At 55.5% G+C, this 17,049-nt stretch carries 16 protein-coding genes; 8 read left to right on the forward strand and 8 right to left on the reverse strand.

The annotated features are described in order from the left end of the window. Window positions 1–10 precede the first annotated feature (10 nt). On the reverse strand, window positions 11–292 hold the full coding sequence (locus tag V1587_RS04330; RefSeq protein ID WP_008503385.1) for a YjcB family protein: 282 nt from the start codon (window positions 290–292) through the stop codon (window positions 11–13). 645 nt (window positions 293–937) lie between these two features. On the opposite strand from V1587_RS04330, the gene V1587_RS04335 reads away from it, so the two are divergent. Continuing rightward, the gene (locus tag V1587_RS04335; RefSeq protein ID WP_371899546.1) at window positions 938–2,503 is read left to right on the forward strand and encodes an EAL domain-containing protein; all 1,566 of its coding nucleotides are present in this window, start codon (window positions 938–940) and stop codon (window positions 2,501–2,503) included. Window positions 2,504–2,509: 6 nt separating this feature from the next. On the opposite strand, the gene soxS is transcribed toward V1587_RS04335, so the two are convergent. After that, complete coding sequence (gene soxS, locus V1587_RS04340) at window positions 2,510–2,836, reverse strand: superoxide response transcriptional regulator SoxS (RefSeq protein ID WP_008503387.1); 327 nt, start codon at window positions 2,834–2,836, stop codon at window positions 2,510–2,512. Window positions 2,837–2,934: 98 nt separating this feature from the next. Here soxS and soxR point away from each other — a divergent pair, with 98 nt between their 5' ends. The 4 genes from soxR (at window position 2,935) to V1587_RS04360 (ending at window position 7,873) form a co-directional block, all read left to right on the forward strand. After that, window positions 2,935–3,393 (forward strand): redox-sensitive transcriptional activator SoxR, encoded by a 459-nt coding sequence (gene soxR / locus V1587_RS04345; RefSeq protein ID WP_008503388.1) that lies wholly within the window; start codon window positions 2,935–2,937, stop codon window positions 3,391–3,393. A gap of 367 nt (window positions 3,394–3,760) precedes the next feature. After that, window positions 3,761–4,432: a glutathione S-transferase family protein gene (locus V1587_RS04350; protein WP_395314514.1), complete on the forward strand. Its 672-nt coding sequence runs from the start codon at window positions 3,761–3,763 to the stop codon at window positions 4,430–4,432. A 294-nt stretch (window positions 4,433–4,726) separates the two neighbouring features. Then, complete coding sequence (gene ghxP / locus V1587_RS04355) at window positions 4,727–6,076, forward strand: guanine/hypoxanthine transporter GhxP (protein ID WP_029740208.1); 1,350 nt, start codon at window positions 4,727–4,729, stop codon at window positions 6,074–6,076. A gap of 150 nt (window positions 6,077–6,226) precedes the next feature. Continuing rightward, a complete protein-coding gene (locus V1587_RS04360; RefSeq protein ID WP_008503391.1) occupies window positions 6,227–7,873 on the forward strand; it encodes a Na+/H+ antiporter in 1,647 nt (548 codons plus the stop codon). An 81-nt stretch (window positions 7,874–7,954) separates the two neighbouring features. Here V1587_RS04360 and V1587_RS04365 read toward each other — a convergent pair whose 3' ends face one another. Beyond that, window positions 7,955–8,842, reverse strand: coding sequence for a LysR family transcriptional regulator (locus V1587_RS04365; RefSeq protein ID WP_024906729.1), 888 nt, complete (start codon window positions 8,840–8,842; stop codon window positions 7,955–7,957). A 102-nt stretch (window positions 8,843–8,944) separates the two neighbouring features. Between V1587_RS04365 and V1587_RS04370 the strand changes: the two genes are divergently transcribed. Together V1587_RS04370 and V1587_RS04375 are read left to right on the forward strand one after the other, a co-directional pair. After that, the gene (locus V1587_RS04370; protein ID WP_021242769.1) at window positions 8,945–9,355 is read left to right on the forward strand and encodes a CidA/LrgA family protein; all 411 of its coding nucleotides are present in this window, start codon (window positions 8,945–8,947) and stop codon (window positions 9,353–9,355) included. After that, complete coding sequence (locus V1587_RS04375) at window positions 9,348–10,037, forward strand: LrgB family protein (RefSeq protein ID WP_395314515.1); 690 nt, start codon at window positions 9,348–9,350, stop codon at window positions 10,035–10,037. The genes V1587_RS04370 and V1587_RS04375 overlap by 8 nt, the downstream gene beginning before the upstream one ends. A 32-nt stretch (window positions 10,038–10,069) precedes the next feature. On the opposite strand, the gene actP is transcribed toward V1587_RS04375, so the two are convergent. The 3 genes from actP to acs all read right to left on the reverse strand — a co-directional run bounded on the left by actP (window position 10,070) and on the right by acs (window position 14,123). Beyond that, window positions 10,070–11,719, reverse strand: coding sequence for a cation/acetate symporter ActP (gene actP, locus V1587_RS04380; protein WP_371899544.1), 1,650 nt, complete (start codon window positions 11,717–11,719; stop codon window positions 10,070–10,072). After that, window positions 11,716–12,030 (reverse strand): DUF485 domain-containing protein, encoded by a 315-nt coding sequence (locus V1587_RS04385; protein WP_371899576.1) that lies wholly within the window; start codon window positions 12,028–12,030, stop codon window positions 11,716–11,718. The genes actP and V1587_RS04385 overlap by 4 nt, the downstream gene beginning before the upstream one ends. Window positions 12,031–12,164: 134 nt before the next feature. Then, a complete protein-coding gene (acs, locus tag V1587_RS04390; RefSeq protein WP_371899543.1) occupies window positions 12,165–14,123 on the reverse strand; it encodes an acetate--CoA ligase in 1,959 nt (652 codons plus the stop codon). A gap of 423 nt (window positions 14,124–14,546) precedes the next feature. Here acs and gltP point away from each other — a divergent pair, with 423 nt between their 5' ends. Continuing rightward, window positions 14,547–15,860, forward strand: a complete 1,314-nt coding sequence (gene gltP, locus V1587_RS04395) for a glutamate/aspartate:proton symporter GltP (protein ID WP_045909183.1) — start codon at window positions 14,547–14,549, stop codon at window positions 15,858–15,860. 80 nt (window positions 15,861–15,940) lie between these two features. Here the strand turns inward: gltP and V1587_RS04400 are convergent, their stop codons facing one another. Then, complete coding sequence (locus V1587_RS04400) at window positions 15,941–16,615, reverse strand: tetratricopeptide repeat protein (protein ID WP_371899542.1); 675 nt, start codon at window positions 16,613–16,615, stop codon at window positions 15,941–15,943. Between the two features lie 121 nt (window positions 16,616–16,736). Then, entirely contained in the window at window positions 16,737–16,889 is a 153-nt protein-coding gene (locus tag V1587_RS04405; protein WP_008500037.1) for a Hok/Gef family protein, read from the reverse strand. Window positions 16,890–17,049 lie beyond the last annotated feature (160 nt).

Genomic DNA, 17,049 nt, shown 5'->3' on the forward strand with positions numbered 1-17,049 from the left:
CCGTAAGGGATCAGGTAATCACCATCGGCCAGTCTGGTGGCGTGTGGCTCATCGCCTCAACCATCACCACTTTAATATTTTCCCAGACGGCGGCGATATCCAGCAGGGTGATACCAAGCAGACCCGTTGCAAACCAGCAGGCCGCACCCAGCCCCAGCAGGGTGCTGATGACAGCAAGACCCGCATAGTCAGATTTACGAAACTGAATGTTCAGCGTGCTGGCCAAAAACATCAGTACCGCACTTAACAACGGCCAGCGCAGGAGAACCATGCTGGTAGTAATGGTTGCCATAAAACCCATCCTCTACAAAACAGACGAACTGAATGAAACGGTGTTTCTCGTTACAAAATATGTGTGAACTATATCACATTTGTTGATTTATTCGCCAGTGCCTGTGCGATCAAAAAAGAGGATTTTATTCCTCAGGAAAAGCGATTCTGTAGGCAGGACCGGCCTCGGCGCATGAGGAGGTGAACCCGCAACGCGCCGAAAACGCCCATCGGGCAAGTGGGAATACCGCAAATTCGGTTTTTATAAGAGGGGCGTTATTCTCCGCCAATACTCAAAATACTGTGGTGAAGACTGATTATTTATAAATCAACGAACACAGTACCCCAGAGCAAATAGCATAAAGCGTCATGATGAAGTTGTACTTTTTTCATGCTGTCAGACATTTAGCTTAATGAACGATCGTCTGTTGTGTTATCTTCCCGCCCGCCCCGGCGGGCTGGATAATTATTTTCCTTAATTGAAACGGAACGAATACTTACAGTTTAACTTACGGGAAAATATTATCGTCATAACGGAATTTAAGATTTTTAATACTAAAAGTCAGTTGCTAACTTCGCATGATTCATGCAACGTAATCACCTGTTTAACAAAGCATCCGGCCTTCATTACTACAGGCGTACAACATGCAGGGATATAGGGCGGGAAATGAATCGTAGCGCGCGGCGCAAAATGCTCAGGGTGGTAGGGATCATCATGGTAGTTATGCTGCCTGTGATGCTTGCGCTATGGTTTGCCCAGCTACGCGCCGTGTCTGAAACAAGCGCCCAGCTACGCACATTTGCTGAGCTGGCTTTAGACAAAACAGAGCTGGTTATTCAACAGGTTGACCTGGCCCGGGACGAGGCTGAAAAATATCAGGGTGGGCTTTGTACGCCAGGACACCGTCAATATATGCTGAACGTTGTTCGTGGCCGCCTGTTTGTCGCCGATTTAATTTACGCTGAAGGTCAGAATTTTCTTTGTTCGACTGTTTTTACACCGGATCAGCCCTACGCCATTCCTGCCGCTAATTACACGCGTAAACCTGACGTCGCTATCTATTATTATCGCGATACCCCATTTTATACTGGCTATAAAATGACATATATGCAGCGTGGAAATTATGTGGTGGTCGTCAATCCACTTTCATACAGCGAAGTCATGTCCGCGGATCATTCTCTGTCGTGGGGAGTGTACGACACGGTAACCAACGCTTTCTTTTCCGTCAGCCAGAAAGCCAATGTTTCTTTATTAAATTCGATGATTCGAGATAAGGAATCGGTATTTCAAAAAGATAACCGCTTTTATACGATCGTAACATCTCCCAAAAGACCGATTGCGGCCATTGTGTCGACATCGAATAAACGCTTTTATGAAACGCTTTATCACCAGACGACGTTGACGCTACCGCTGGGCATGATCTGCAGCATTATTATTTTGCTGGTATGGTCCCGTACCCATCGTGAGCTTAATTCGCCGGGGCGCTTACTGCACCGGGCGCTGAACAAACGACAGCTTTGCGTGCACTATCAGCCGATTATTGATATCAAAAAAAACCGTTGTGTCGGCGCGGAGGCGTTGTTACGCTGGCCAGGCTTTAACGGGCAGGTAATGAGCCCGGCTGAATTTATTCCGCTGGCGGAAAATGAGGGGATGAGCGAGCGGATTACGGACTATGTCGTTGAGGAGGTGTTCAACGATCTGGGCCATTTCCTGGCCGAGCATCCGCATCTCTATATTTCGATTAACCTGTCTGCCACGGATTTCCACTCCTCGCGGCTGATCGCCATGATTTCCGAGAAGGCTCACCACTACGCCGTCCGTGCGCAGCAAATCAAAATAGAAGTGACGGAACGCGGTTTTATCGATGTGCCGAAAACCACGCCGGTGATTCAGGCTTTCCGCCAGGCGGGTTATGAAGTCGCGATCGATGATTTCGGTACCGGTTACTCGAACCTGCATAACCTCTATTCGCTGAACGTGGATATTCTGAAAATCGATAAATCGTTTATCGATACCTTAACGACCAACAGCACCAGCCACCTGATCGCTGAGCATATTATCGAGATGGCGCAAAGCCTGCGGCTGAAAACCATTGCGGAAGGGGTTGAGACGGCAGAGCAGGTGAGCTGGCTGTTGAAGCGCGGCGTCCAGTTTTGTCAGGGATGGCACTTCGCGAAAGCGATGCCGCCCCAGGAATTTATGACCTGGCAGCAGCAACCTTTGCACTGAGTTTCATTAATTCAACTGGTGGCGATAGTCGCTCGGCGTGCGGTCAAACTCGCGGCGAAACACGCGGGAAAAGGTTTGTTGCGACACATAGCCAAGATCCATTGCGATATCAAAAATGGGCCGCTGCGTTGAGCGTAGCGCCTGCGCCGCCAGCAGCAGTCTGCGCTGGCGAATGTACTCACCCAGGGTCTGATGCATGACCGTGCGGAACATTCTCTGTAAATACCATTTCGAATAGCCCGACTTCTTAGCGACCACATCAATGTTCAACGGTTGGTCGATATGGTCATCAATCCATTCAATAAGCGTCTGAATAATCTGCTGATGCGACATAAGGTTGCCCCTCTGTAGATACAACTATCTCGGTTAATTCGTCGTTTTCTCTGCGGGGGAGTATAATTCCTCAAGTTAACTTGAGGTAAAGAGGTTTTATGGAAAAGAGATTGCCGCGAATTAAAGCGCTTTTAACCCCCGGCGAAGTGGCAAAGCGAAGCGGCGTTGCGGTATCGGCGCTCCACTTCTATGAAAGCAAAGGGTTAATTAAAAGCATCCGTAACGGCGGCAACCAGCGTCGCTATACCCGCGACGTGCTCCGCTACGTGGCGATTATCAAAATTGCGCAACGAATCGGAATTCCCCTGGCCACGATCGGCGAGGCTTTTGGGGTGCTGCCGGAAGGGCACACGCTGAGCCCGAAAGAGTGGAAAGAGCTGTCATCCCAGTGGCGTGAAGAGCTGGACAGGCGTATTCATACGCTGGTCGCGCTGCGCGATGAGCTGGATGGTTGTATCGGCTGCGGCTGCCTGTCGCGCAGCGATTGTCCGCTGCGTAACCCAGGGGACAAACTGGGCGAGCAGGGGACGGGGGCGCGGTTGCTGGAAGAAGATTGAGCGTGGGTGTAGCCCGTTCGCCGGGTGGCGGCTGCGCCTTACCCGGCCTAGCAAACCGAGAACGTAGGCCGGGTAAGCGAAGCACCACCCGCAAAAAGCACATAAAGAACTAAAGCGCCACAAAGGGCGCTTTAGTTTTTCCCGGTCTTTGTCTTTCTCTCTATCCCGCTGGTTCACGGGAGGGTTTCCCCCGACATCAGCACCCCTCGTGTCGAGCTGGTTGGGGAGGTTCCGGATTGTGCTGACACTTTAATTCTATGCAAGGCCCATTTTTTCGCCAGCGTCGCTGACCGGTTTTTAGCCGAATTTTTTTCGCGGTGTTGTTCAATTTTCTATAGTTAAAAAGTATGAATAACAGGAGAAAGCCATGCTCACGGTACACCACCTAAACCAGTCGCGTTCGCACCGCGTAATCTGGGCGCTGGAAGAACTCGGTCTGCCTTATGAGATCGTTCACTATCAGCGTGAAAAGAACATGCTGGCACCTGAGGCTCTCAAAAAGGTGCACCCGTTGGGCAAATCACCGGTCATCGAAGATCACGGACTGATCCTCGCAGAGTCAGGCGCCATTCTGGAGTACCTGCAGGAGACGTACGATCCCGAGTCGCGGCTTAAGCCTTTAGATCCGGCGCATAAGGTGCAGTACCGCTTCTGGCTGCACTATGCGGAAGGGTCGCTGATGCCGCTGCTGTTAATGAAGCTGGTCTTCAACAACCTCGGCAAGCCACCCGTGCCGTTTGGTATCAGAACCCTGGGCAAAGCGCTGGGGCAGGGGGTGCAGAAAGCGTACCTCAACCGGCAGCTTGAAACCCATGCGCGCTTTATTGAGTCACATCTTGCCAAAAACAGCTGGTTTGCCGGGAATTCGCTCAGCATGGCCGACATTCAGATGAGCTTCCCGATCTTTGCCCTGCTGGCACGCGGCGGTATCGCTAATCTGCCGCATATTCAGGCGTGGAAGACAAAAGTTGAGAACAGCCCTGGCTGGCAAAGAACGCTGGAACAAGGGGGGCCGTTATCTATCCCGGGCGAGGACTGAAATGTAAACAAATTGCGCATAGACGATAACGTTTGCGCATCCTCTGTTTATTTCTTCAGCATCATAAGTGAATTTTAGCGAAAAACGATAAAGTTCAGTTGAAAAGGGCGGGGATTACGCTAGATAATCGTTTGCCTTAATTTGACCACCCGTTTGTAAGCGCGGAGCTAAACGTTTGCTTTTTTTGTGACGCCCTTTCGTCGCAAACGCAACACAAGGATTTGACGTTTAGCTGGCAGCGGCGTCTCCACCTCGCTTACGGACTTCCTAAAAAACTCTCAGGGGATGTTTTCTATGTCTACGCCATCTGCGCGTACCGGCGGTTCACTTGACGCCATGTTTAAAATTTCGGCCCGCGGCAGCACCGTGCGCCAGGAGATCGTTGCCGGTTTGACAACGTTTCTGGCGATGGTTTATTCCGTCATCGTTGTGCCGGGCATGCTGGGCAAAGCGGGCTTCCCGCCAGCGGCTGTCTTTGTAGCGACCTGTCTTGTGGCCGGCGTGGGCTCTATCGTGATGGGCCTGTGGGCGAACCTGCCGCTGGCAATTGGCTGCGCCATCTCCCTGACCGCGTTTACCGCGTTCAGCCTGGTGCTGGGCCAGCACATCAGCGTACCGGTTGCGCTTGGCGCGGTGTTCCTGATGGGTGTGCTGTTTACCGTTATTTCAGCGACCGGCATTCGTAGCTGGATCTTGCGCAACCTGCCGCAGGGCGTGGCGCACGGTACCGGCATCGGCATCGGCCTGTTCCTGCTGTTGATCGCCGCCAACGGCGTCGGTCTGGTCATCAAGAACCCGCTGGACGGTCTGCCGGTGGCGCTGGGCCACTTCGCCAGCTTCCCGGTGATTATGTCGCTGATCGGCCTGGCGGTGATTATCGGTCTGGAAAAACTGAAAGTTCCGGGTGGCATTTTGCTGACCATTATCGGCGTTTCTATTGTCGGCCTGATTTTCGATCCAACCGTACACTTCTCCGGTATCTTCGCCATGCCGTCGCTGAGCGATGACAAAGGCAACTCCCTGATTGGCAGCCTGGATATTGTCGGCGCGCTGAACCCGGTGATCCTGCCAAGCGTGCTGGCGCTGGTGATGACCGCCGTGTTTGACGCGACCGGGACCATTCGTGCGGTGGCCGGTCAGGCGAACCTGCTGGATAAAGACGGTCAGATTATTGACGGTGGCAAAGCGCTGACAACTGACTCCCTGAGCAGCGTCTTCTCAGGCCTGGTGGGTGCAGCGCCTGCGGCTGTGTACATCGAGTCCGCAGCGGGTACGGCGGCAGGCGGTAAAACCGGCCTGACGGCGATCACCGTGGGCGTGTTGTTCATGCTGATCCTGTTCCTCTCTCCACTCTCCTACCTGGTTCCGGCGTACGCGACCGCGCCAGCGCTGATGTACGTTGGCCTGCTGATGCTGAGCAACGTGGCGAAAATCGACTTTGCGGATTTCGTGGACGCGATGTCTGGCCTGATTACCGCGGTCTTTATCGTGCTGACCTGTAACATCGTGACCGGCATTATGATCGGCTTCGCGTCGCTGGTGATTGGTCGTCTGGTCTCCGGTGAGTGGCGCAAGCTGAACGTTGGCACCGTTGTGATTGCCGTTGCGCTGGTGGCGTTTTACGCGGGCGGCTGGGCAATCTAAATTGGCCTTTGATGCGAAAACGGGTGGCTCAGGCCGCCCGTTTTTATTTTCAGGACTCATCCTGTTGCCTTTTGCGTTACTCTGGGGAAGATAGAATAAAAGGCACGACGCCTTCCGGAGTACATAAGCAACACAGCAAACAGGGAACGCATGGAAATCTTCTTCACAATACTCATCATGACCCTTGTGGTCTCGCTATCCGGGGTGGTTACACGCGTACTGCCCTTTCAGGTCCCCCTGCCATTAATGCAAATTGCCATCGGCGCGCTGCTGGCGTGGCCGACGTTTGGCCTGCACGTGGAATTTGACCCCGAACTGTTCCTCGTGCTGTTTATCCCGCCGCTGCTGTTTGCCGATGGCTGGAAAACGCCCACGCGCGAATTCCTTGAGCACGGGCGAGAGATCTTCGGCCTGGCGCTGGCGCTGGTGGTGGTCACCGTCGTCGGGATTGGTTTTCTGATCTACTGGACGGTACCCGGCATTCCGTTAATACCGGCTTTTGCGCTGGCCGCCGTGCTGTCGCCAACCGATGCCGTGGCGCTGTCCGGCATTGTGGGTGAAGGCCGTATTCCGAAGAAAATTATGGGGATTTTACAGGGGGAGGCGCTGATGAACGACGCCTCCGGCCTGGTTGCCCTGAAGTTTGCCGTGGCCGTTGCGATGGGCACGATGGTCTTTACCGTCGGCGGCGCGACGCTGGAGTTCTTCAAGGTGGCGATTGGCGGTATTCTCGCGGGCTTCGTGGTGAGCTGGCTGTACGGCCGCTCGCTGCGCTTCCTCAGCCGCTGGGGCGGCGATGAACCCGCTACGCAGATCGTACTGCTGTTCCTGCTGCCGTTCGCCTCTTATCTGATTGCCGAACATATCGGCGTGTCGGGCATTCTGGCGGCAGTGGCGGCAGGGATGACTATCACCCGCTCCGGCGTGATGCGCCGCGCGCCGCTGGCCATGCGTCTGCGTGCAAACAGCACCTGGGCCATGCTGGAGTTTGTCTTTAACGGCATGGTGTTCTTGCTGTTGGGCCTGCAGCTGCCGGGCATTATGGAATCCTCGCTGGTGGCGGCCGAAGCCGATCCGAACGTTGAGGTCTGGATGCTGTTTACCGACATCGTGCTGATCTACCTGGCGCTGATGCTGGTGCGTTTCGGCTGGCTGTGGACGATGAAAAACTTCAGCGTCCGCTTCCTGAAGAAAAAGCCGATGGAGTTTGGCTCGTGGACAACGCGTGAACTGCTGATCGCCTCTTTTGCGGGCGTACGCGGGGCGATCACCCTTGCCGGTGTGCTCTCTATTCCGCTGCTGCTGCCCACGGGCGACGTCTTCCCGGCGCGCTACGAGCTGGTGTTCCTGGCGGCGGGCGTCATTCTGTTCTCACTGTTTGTCGGCGTGATTATGCTGCCGATTTTACTCCAGCATATTGATGTCGGTGATTCGACCCAGCAGCACAAGGAAGAGCGCATTGCGCGTGCGGCTACCGCCGAAGTGGCGATTGTCGCCATCCAGAAAATGGAAGAGCGTCTGGCCGCGGATGCGGAAGAGAACATCGATAATCAGCTGCTGACGGAAGTGAGTTCCCGCGTAATTGGTAACCTTCGCCGCCGCGCGGACGGGCGTAACGATGTGGAAAGCTCGCTGCAGGAGGAGAACCTGGAGCGCCGGTTCCGTCTGGCAGCGCTGCGCTCAGAGCGTGCCGAGCTGTACCATCTGCGCGCCACGCGCCAGATCAGCAACGAGACGCTGCAAAAGCTGCTGCACGATCTGGACCTGCTGGAAGCGCTGTTGATAGAGAATCAGTAGCGCGATTTTGCTCGGTGGCGCTGCGCTTACCGGGCCTACGTTTGAACCGTAGGCCGGGTAAGGCGAAGCCGCCACCCGGCACTATTCAGACCGCACCCAAAACCCCTCACAACACTGCAGCCACGCCTGCGCGCTCTGCGACAAATAGACCCCTTCACGCCAGATCATCCCTAACTGCCAGTGCAGATCGCTCTCCAGCGGGATCCAGCGCAGCGTGTTTTTATCCAGACGCTCGCAAATCGGCTGCGGCAGAATGGCAATCCCCACGCCTGCCTGCACCATCGCCGCCAGGAAATCCCACTGTCCGCTGCGCACCGCAATGCGTGGCTTGACGTTATGCTGGTTAAACAGCGTCATCAGCTGGCGGCTGAGGGCGAAGTCTTCGTTGTAGATCAGCAGAGGATGCTCGCCGAGCAGTTCAGGCTTCACCGACTCCCTCTTCAGCCAGTCGCCGGAGCGGGGCACCAGCACGCACAGCGGGTGGCTAAAGAGCGGAAGCGTCGCCAGGCCGCTCTCTTCCTCAACGGGGAGAGCGGTCATTGCCACGTCGAGCTCGCCGTTGGTGACGGCCTGCTGGACGGTTAACCCACCAAACTCCGAAATCTTCAGCTCAACGCCGGGATAACGCTGGCGAAACAGGCTAATCGGCCCGGCCATCATCATGCCGACCATCGGTGGAATGCCGAGGCGAAGCACCCCTTTGGTCAGATGATTAATATCGTCCAGCTCGGCTTCCAGCTGGCGGAACTCCGCCAGAATCGCCAGCCCGCGTTCGAACACCACGCGTCCGGTGTCGGTCAGCAGCAGCTTGCGCCCGTCGCGGATCAGCAGGGTACAGTTCAGTTCATCTTCGAGGTTTTTCAGCATTTTGCTGATGGTGGGCTGGGTAACAAACAACTTCTCCGCTGCGCGGGTAAAACTTTGCTGACGAACCACTTCGACAAAATAGCGCAGCGTTCTTATGTCCATGATTATTCCTCGAAACTATACCTGTGATGATTTTAATTCATTTCAGTCCACACCGTGCGCTCACTATACTGGCGCCTCGTCTCATTTTTGAGGAAAACCCCCATGGCCGTGGCGTTAAGCCGTGTTACGCCTGCCGTTGTGCAACGACTCCAGGTCCCTGTTCAGGTACTGCTCTATGCGGGACTTTTTGTTTTCGCGGAATATCTTGTCGGCTGGCTCCATCTGCCGCTGCCTGCCAACCTGGTGGGAATGCTGCTGATGCTGACGCTTATTCTGTGTCGCGTGATCCCCCTCAACTGGGTGCGCGCCGGGGCGCGCTGGCTGCTGGCGGAGATGCTGCTGTTCTTTGTTCCGGCGGTGGTGGCGGTGGTGAACTATGCGCAACTGCTGATGGTGGACGGCTGGCGAATCTTTGCGGTGATCGCGCTGAGTACGCTGATGGTGCTGGGGGCGACCGCCTGGGTCGTGGATAAAGTCTACCGGTTTGAAATCAGCAGGCACAAACATGACTAACTTTCAGATCAGCGTCCTGTGCCTGATTGCGACGCTCGTGATCTACTTTGCCAACAAGCGACTGTATCGCCGGTTTCATGCGCTGCCGCTGATGCCGCTGGTCTTCACGCCGATCCTGCTGGTGCTGATGTTGGTCTTCGGCCACATCTCCTGGCAGAACTACATTGGTGAATCCCAATGGCTGCTGTGGCTGCTCGGCCCGGCGACCATCGCCTTTGCGGTACCCGTTTACGACAACCTGGCGATTATCAAACGCCACTGGATGTCGCTCAGCGCAGGCGTGATCACCGCCACGGTGGTCGCGGTGTGCAGCTCCGTCTGGCTGGCGAGACTGTTTACGCTGCCCGACGAAATTCAGCGCAGCCTGGCCGTGCGCTCGGTAACTACGCCGTTTGCGCTGGCCGCCGCTAAACCGCTCGGCGGGCAGCCGGATCTGGTGGCGCTATTTGTAGTGGTGACGGGCGTCTTTGGGATGGCGGTGGGGGATATGCTCTTTCTGCGGCTTTCTATCCGGGAAGGAATGGCGAAAGGCGCGGGGTTTGGCGCGGCGTCGCACGGGGCGGGAACGGCGCGTTCGTATGAGCTGGGACAGCAGGAGGGCGTTGTCGCGAGCCTGGTGATGATGCTCTCAGGCGTGGTGATGGTGCTGATTGCCCCGCTGGTGGCGTGGGTGATGTTTTAAGCTCCCCGGCCAGAATGGCCGGGGAGAAACGTTTAGTGCGCGCGGCCCTGCTCAACGCCGAGACCGGTTTGTGAGCGGATAAACTGGGCGCGGAATTTCTCGCGCTCCAGGTTACCTTCCGGCGAATTGTCGGTAGCCGAGAAGACCCAGATACCGATAAACGCCACGGCGATAGAGAACAGCGCCGGGTATTCATACGGGAAGATGGCGCTGACGTGACCGAGGATCTGCACCCAGATCGTCGGGCCCAGAATCATCAGGATCACCGCCGTCAGCAGCCCCAGCCAGCCGCCAATCATCGCGCCACGGGTGGTCAGTTTCGACCAGTACATGGAGAGCAGGATGATCGGGAAGTTACAGCTTGCCGCAATCGAGAAGGCCAGCCCCACCATGAAGGCGATGTTCTGCTTCTCGAACAGAATGCCTAACAGTATCGCCACAACGCCCAGCACCAGCACGGTGATTTTGGAGACCTTCAGCTCATCGCGCTCGCTCGCGCCTTTGCGGAAGACGTTGGCGTAGAGGTCATGCGAAACCGCCGACGCGCCGGCCAGCGTCAGACCTGCAACCACCGCAAGAATGGTGGCGAAGGCCACGGCGGAGATAAAGCCGAGGAACAGGTTACCGCCCACCGCGTCGGCCAGATGCACCGCCGCCATGTTATTGCCGCCAATCAGCGCGCCCGCGGCATCTTTAAACGCCGGGTTTGCCCCCACCAGCATGATCGCGCCAAAGCCGATGATAAAGGTCAGGATATAGAAGTAGCCCATGAAGCCGGTGGCGTAGAAGACGCTCTTGCGCGCTTCACGCGCATCGCTCACGGTGAAGAAGCGCATCAGAATGTGCGGTAAACCTGCGGTACCAAACATCAGGCCCAGACCGAGCGACAGGGCAGAAATCGGGTCTTTCACCAGCCCGCCCGGGCTCATAATGGCTTCCCCTTTCGGATGGACCGCCATGGCTTCGGTAAACAGGTTATTGAAGCTGAACCCGACGTGCTTCATCACCATAAAGGCCATAAAGCTGGCGCCGAACAGCAGCAATACCGCTTTGATGATCTGCACCCAGGTGGTCGCCAACATGCCGCCGAACAGGACGTACATCACCATCAGCACGCCCACCAGCACCACCGCGATGTGGTAGTTCAGGCCGAACAGCAGTTCGATCAATTTACCCGCGCCCACCATCTGCGCGATCAGATACAGCGCCACTACCACCAGCGAACCGCAGGCGGAGAGGGTGCGAATTGGCCCCTGCTTCAGGCGATACGAGGCCACGTCGGCGAAGGTATAGCGGCCCAGGTTACGCAGGCGCTCGGCAATCAGGAACAGAATGATCGGCCAGCCGACGAGGAAGCCGAGAGAGTAAATCAGGCCGTCATAGCCGGAGGTGTAGACCAGCGCGGAGATCCCGAGGAACGAGGCGGCGGACATAAAGTCACCCGCAATCGCCAGTCCGTTCTGGAAGCCGGTAATGTTGCCGCCAGCGGTATAGTAATCGTTACGGGAGCGCACGCGTTTCGAGGCCCAGTAAGTGATGTACAACGTCAGCAGGACGAAAATCAGGAACATCACAATGGCCTGCCAGTTGGTTGGCTGGCGCTGGACCTCGCCGGTAATGGCATCCGCCGCGTGGGCGGCAAAGGGAAGCGTGGCGGCGAGCGCCGTCAGAACTCTCTTCATGATGCTTTTACCTCTTGCAGTACCGCTTTATTAAGTCGATCGAATTCACCGTTCGCGCGCCAGACGTAGATGCCGGTCAGCAAGAATGAAATCACAATCACGCCAATGCCAATGGGAATACCGCGCGTCACGCTGGTACCCTCGTGTAACGGGGTGCCCAGCCAGTGCGGCGCAAAGGCGATCAGCAGAATAAAGCCGACATAGATAATCAGCATGATGATGGAAAGGGTGAAGGCAAACCGTTGCCGCTTATCGACGAGCTCCCTGTAGTGCGCACTATTCTCTATCTGCTGACAAATATCGTTATTCATCACAGAAGTCTCCAGAGGTAAGGTTGGTTTGTTTTATCCCCTCTCCCCTTTGGGGAGAGGATTAGGGTGAGGGGAGGAAGGTGCGGTCTGATGCCCTCACCCCGGCCCTCTCCCACGGGGAGAGGGAGAAAAGATTACGATGGCATTGCGATGGCCTGCTTCTCTTCGAGCAGTTTTTCCACCACGCCAGGATCCGCGAGCGTTGAGGTATCACCGAGGTTGCTGGTGTCCCCTGCCGCGATTTTGCGCAAGATACGACGCATAATTTTGCCGGAACGGGTTTTCGGCAGCGAGTCGGTCCAGTGCAGCACGTCCGGCGTCGCCAGCGGGCCAATCTCTTTACGCACCCAGTTGCGCACTTCGGTATAGAGCTCTGGCGACGGTTCTTCACCGTGGTTCAGAGTGACATAGGCGTAAATCGCCTGGCCTTTAATGTTGTGCGGAATACCGACAACGGCGGCTTCGGCAATCTTCGGATGCGACACCAGCGCCGATTCAATCTCAGCGGTGCCCAGACGGTGGCCTGAGACGTTCAGCACGTCGTCCACGCGTCCGGTTATCCAGTAATAGCCGTCTTCGTCACGACGCGCGCCGTCGCCGCTGAAGTACATGTTTTTAAAGGTCGAGAAGTAGGTCTGCTCGAAGCGATCGTGATCGCCGAACAGGGTACGCGCCTGACCCGGCCACGAGTCCGTGATCACCAGGTTGCCTTCGGTGGCCCCTTCCAGCGGGTTGCCTTCGTTATCCACCAGCGCAGGCTGCACGCCGAAGAACGGACGAGTCGCGGAACCGGCCTTCAGCTGCGTGGCGCCCGGCATTGGGGTGATCATGAAGCCGCCGGTTTCGGTCTGCCACCAGGTGTCCATCACCGGGCATTTCTCGTTGCCGATTTTCTTCCAGTACCACTCCCAGGCTTCCGGGTTGATGGGCTCGCCCACGGAACCGAGGATGCGCAATGAAGAACGGTCCGTACCTTCGATGGCTTTATCGCCTTCCGCCATTAATGCGCGGATCGCCGTTGGCGCGGTGTAGAGAATGTTGACCTGGTGCTTGTCGACCACCTGACACATACGCGCCGGGGTCGGCCAGTTGGGTACGCCCTCAAACATCAGCGTTGTTGCGCCACAGGCCAGCGGGCCGTACAGCAGGTAGCTGTGTCCGGTAACCCAGCCGACGTCGGCGGTACACCAGTAAATGTCGCCTGGATGGTAGTCGAAGACGTATTTGAAGGTGGTGGCCGCATAGACCAGATAGCCGCCGGTGGTGTGCAGGACGCCTTTCGGCTTACCGGTGGAGCCGGAGGTATAAAGGATGAACAGCGGATCTTCTGCGTTCATCTCTTCCGGTTGATGCTGGTCGCTCGCTTTTTCAATCAGGTCGCTCCACCACAGGTCGCGCCCCTCGTTCCAGTCGATCTTGCCGCCGGTACGCTTAAGGACGATGACGTTACTGACCGTGTTGACGTTCGGGTTTTTCAGCGCTTCGTCGACGTTTTTCTTCAGTGGGATACCGCGCCCGGCGCGCACGCCTTCATCGGCGGTGATCACCAGTTTTGAACTGGAATCGACAATACGACCCGCAACCGCCTCTGGCGAGAACCCGCCAAAAATCACCGAGTGAATCGCGCCGATACGCGCGCAGGCCAGCATGGCCACCGCCGCTTCCGGCACCATCGGCATATAGATAGCGACCACATCGCCTTTTTTAATGCCCTTTTCCAGCAGGACGTTGGCGAAGCGGCACACGTCGCGGTGCAGCTCTTTGTACGTAATATGTTTGCTTTGCGAGGCGTCATCGCCTTCCCAGATGATGGCCGTCTCATTCCCGCGCTCGGCAAGGTGGCGATCAAGGCAGTTCGCCGCCAGGTTCAGGGTGCCATCTTCATACCATTTAATGGAGACATTGCCGGGTGCAAAGGAGGTGTTCTTCACCTTCTGATAAGGTTTGATCCAGTCAAGGATATGGCCCTGCTCACCCCAGAAGATGTCCGGGGCGGTGATAGATTGCTGATATTTCTCGTGGTACTGCTCCGGGGTGATCAGGCAACGGTCCGCAATATTTGCGGGAATGTCATGTTTGTGGATTTGGCTCATGGCTTTTTTTCTCCTTGTAAGATGTTAATAATATGTCGCAAAAACGTTAATTGTAGGGGCTTTACAAGCTTTGTTTAGTATTTGGGCTACAGATCACGCATTGTTTGAAGAGTATGAAAAATGAGCGAATGAAACTTTGAAGGAAAATAATTTATGCTGACGATTATTCACATTTATGTTTAAAAAAGCGTTTTTATAACAAAAGGTTATTTATCAGAAACAGGAGAAACTCCCGTCACGAACGCTTTTACGAGTGAAATGCGTCGTTCTTTAAGGCTTGCGCAACAGGCCGCGCAAATGATACTCATACGCCGCGTTAAAAAATCCCATAAATCGACGCAACACAATTCATACCCTATCAGTATGTCCCCATATTCATGCAGTTTGAGTGAATAAGGCGCTTCATTGAGGAAGTCAGTTTCTATGAAAAACGTTAAAGTCAGCCTGGCCTGGCAGATCTTAATTGCCCTTGTGCTGGGCATCTTGCTGGGCAGTTACCTTCACTATCACAGCGACAGCCGCGACTGGCTGATTGCGAACCTGCTTTCACCGGCAGGGGATATCTTTATTCATCTGATCAAGATGATTGTGGTACCGATTGTAATCTCGACGCTGGTGGTCGGTATTGCGGGCGTCGGCGATGCGAAGCAGTTAGGTCGTATTGGTGCGAAAACCATTATCTATTTCGAAGTGATCACTACGGTTGCGATCATTCTTGGTATTACCCTGGCGAACGTGTTCCAGCCGGGTTCCGGGATTGATATGTCGCAGCTGGCTACGGTGGATATTTCGAAATACCAAAGTACGACCGCTGACGTGCAGAGCCACGCGCATGGCCTGATGGGCACTATCCTGTCGCTGGTGCCGACCAACATCGTGGCATCGATGGCGAAGGGCGAGATGTTGCCTATTATCTTCTTCTCGGTACTGTTTGGTCTGGGGCTCTCTTCTCTGCCAGCGACGCACCGCGAACCGCTGGTGACCGTGTTCCGCTCTATCTCCGAGACCATGTTTAAAGTGACCCACATGGTGATGCGTTACGCGCCGGTAGGTGTGTTTGCGCTTATCGCCGTCACCGTGGCGAACTTCGGTTTTGCCTCCCTCTGGCCGCTTGCGAAGCTGGTGATTCTGGTGCACTTCGCGATCCTGTTCTTTGCGCTGGTGGTGCTGGGCATCGTGGCGCGTCTGTGCGGGCTGAGCATCTGGATCCTGATTCGTATCCTGAAAGATGAGCTGATTCTGGCCTACTCCACTGCAAGCTCTGAGAGCGTGCTGCCGCGCATCATTGAGAAGATGGAAGCCTACGGCGCGCCAGCGTCGATCACCAGCTTCGTGGTGCCGACCGGCTACTCCTTTAACCTGGATGGTTCGACGCTGTACCAGAGTATCGCCGCTATCTTTATTGCCCAGCTGTACGGCATTGACCTGTCTCTGTGGCAGGAGATCGTACTGGTACTGACGCTGATGGTGACGTCCAAAGGTATTGCAGGCGTTCCGGGCGTCTCCTTCGTGGTGCTGCTGGCTACGCTCGGTAGCGTCGGTATTCCGCTGGAAGGTCTGGCATTTATCGCCGGTGTAGACCGTATTCTCGACATGGCGCGTACGGCGCTGAACGTGGTGGGGAATGCCCTGGCGGTGCTGGTTATCGCCAAGTGGGAACACAAATTCGATCGTAAAAAAGCGCTGGCATATGAACGCGAGGTGCTTGGTCGTTTTGATAAGACTGCCGATCGGTAACCTCTTAAGCCCGGTGGCGCTGCGCTTACCGGGCCTACGGGTCTTGTAGGCCGGGTGAGGCGAAGCCGCCACCCGGCACTTTACTCCCCGCTCAACGCATCAAACTCTTCGCATCCCGTATCGAACCCTTCCGTACAGCTCAGGTTCAACCAGTACAATGCTTTCTGTTTATTTGGCGTAATAAAGCCTTTCTCACCCTGCCTGAACAACATTCCTGCCCAGTACTCGGCATAGCCCGTTCGCGAAAGGGCTGAACTGCGCTTGAACCACGAGGCGGCCTGCACGTCATCCTGCGCCACCTCTACGCCGTTGGCATAAATCAGCCCCAGCAGCAGCTGCGCATCGACCGCAGAGTCGCTGTCGATATCTTCGGTTGCCGTTTGCAGCAGTCTGATGGCCTGGGGATAGTCAGTTTTCCCCGCCTGAGTATTCACCAGAATGCGCGCCAGCATGATCGCGCCGCGTTTGCTGCCAGCAATGTTTGCCTGTTGGGCCAGGGCTTTGGCCTGTGCGTAATCGCCCTGTGTAAAGAGGATTTGCGAAAGCAGCCCCATGGCGTCGACATCGCCGCCTTTCGCCGCTTTCTCGGCCCACAGCGCGGCCTGCTTGCTGTCGCCGGAGCTGAAGTACGTATCGGCAAGATAATACTGGGCACGCGCATCACCGGCTTCCGCCTGTTTCCGATACTGGCTGCCTATCTCTTCCGCGCGGGCGAAAGACGTTAAAAACACTAACAACAGAAAAATGGCTTTCATGGATTCTTATCATCTGGGTACACGCCGCGCAGTATAATCGCGGGCGCAAAAGAAAAAAATGGGTGCATTAAGACCTCAGCATCCTACAAGCCGGGCGGAACCGTTGTTCCGCCCGTAGAGGTTAGCCTGGGTTGCAGGCTAATTTAGCCGCCACCTCCTGATGTTCACTCTTTATTGAAAACTCGCAAAGTCTGCCGCGAGTAATAAAGGTAAAGATCACTATCGTCAGGCAAACAATAAAGACGATGCCTAACGCAGTTTTTAATGGCGTCATGCCTTTTACTCCTTGTCAAAAAAAGAATAAGAGGCTACTCTCAACTTGTTGGAGTTGAGGGAGTAGCCTCGGGTAAATGAAAATTTCCCGGGGCTTTCTACTTTCTGTCCCTCAACAATGCTCAAGACAGAAAGTCTTAAGCACCCGCCGAATATCTTAT

The organism is Enterobacter sp. ECC-249 (genome assembly GCF_043965265.1).
GTDB classification, from domain to species: Bacteria; Pseudomonadota; Gammaproteobacteria; order Enterobacterales; family Enterobacteriaceae; genus Enterobacter; species Enterobacter quasiroggenkampii.

What these genes read in the sequence shown, in the direction of transcription:
- V1587_RS04330 (WP_008503385.1), bottom strand. Translation starts at nt 292, where the DNA reads ATGGCAACCATTACTACCAGCATGGTTCTCCTGCGCTGGCCGTTGTTA.
- V1587_RS04335 (WP_371899546.1), top strand. Translation starts at nt 938, where the DNA reads ATGAATCGTAGCGCGCGGCGCAAAATGCTCAGGGTGGTAGGGATCATC.
- soxS (WP_008503387.1), bottom strand. Translation starts at nt 2,836, where the DNA reads ATGTCGCATCAGCAGATTATTCAGACGCTTATTGAATGGATTGATGAC.
- soxR (WP_008503388.1), top strand. Translation starts at nt 2,935, where the DNA reads ATGGAAAAGAGATTGCCGCGAATTAAAGCGCTTTTAACCCCCGGCGAA.
- V1587_RS04350 (WP_395314514.1), top strand. Translation starts at nt 3,761, where the DNA reads ATGCTCACGGTACACCACCTAAACCAGTCGCGTTCGCACCGCGTAATC.
- ghxP (WP_029740208.1), top strand. Translation starts at nt 4,727, where the DNA reads ATGTCTACGCCATCTGCGCGTACCGGCGGTTCACTTGACGCCATGTTT.
- V1587_RS04360 (WP_008503391.1), top strand. Translation starts at nt 6,227, where the DNA reads ATGGAAATCTTCTTCACAATACTCATCATGACCCTTGTGGTCTCGCTA.
- V1587_RS04365 (WP_024906729.1), bottom strand. Translation starts at nt 8,842, where the DNA reads ATGGACATAAGAACGCTGCGCTATTTTGTCGAAGTGGTTCGTCAGCAA.
- V1587_RS04370 (WP_021242769.1), top strand. Translation starts at nt 8,945, where the DNA reads ATGGCCGTGGCGTTAAGCCGTGTTACGCCTGCCGTTGTGCAACGACTC.
- V1587_RS04375 (WP_395314515.1), top strand. Translation starts at nt 9,348, where the DNA reads ATGACTAACTTTCAGATCAGCGTCCTGTGCCTGATTGCGACGCTCGTG.
- actP (WP_371899544.1), bottom strand. Translation starts at nt 11,719, where the DNA reads ATGAAGAGAGTTCTGACGGCGCTCGCCGCCACGCTTCCCTTTGCCGCC.
- V1587_RS04385 (WP_371899576.1), bottom strand. Translation starts at nt 12,030, where the DNA reads ATGAATAACGATATTTGTCAGCAGATAGAGAATAGTGCGCACTACAGG.
- acs (WP_371899543.1), bottom strand. Translation starts at nt 14,123, where the DNA reads ATGAGCCAAATCCACAAACATGACATTCCCGCAAATATTGCGGACCGT.
- gltP (WP_045909183.1), top strand. Translation starts at nt 14,547, where the DNA reads ATGAAAAACGTTAAAGTCAGCCTGGCCTGGCAGATCTTAATTGCCCTT.
- V1587_RS04400 (WP_371899542.1), bottom strand. Translation starts at nt 16,615, where the DNA reads ATGAAAGCCATTTTTCTGTTGTTAGTGTTTTTAACGTCTTTCGCCCGC.
- V1587_RS04405 (WP_008500037.1), bottom strand. Translation starts at nt 16,889, where the DNA reads ATGACGCCATTAAAAACTGCGTTAGGCATCGTCTTTATTGTTTGCCTG.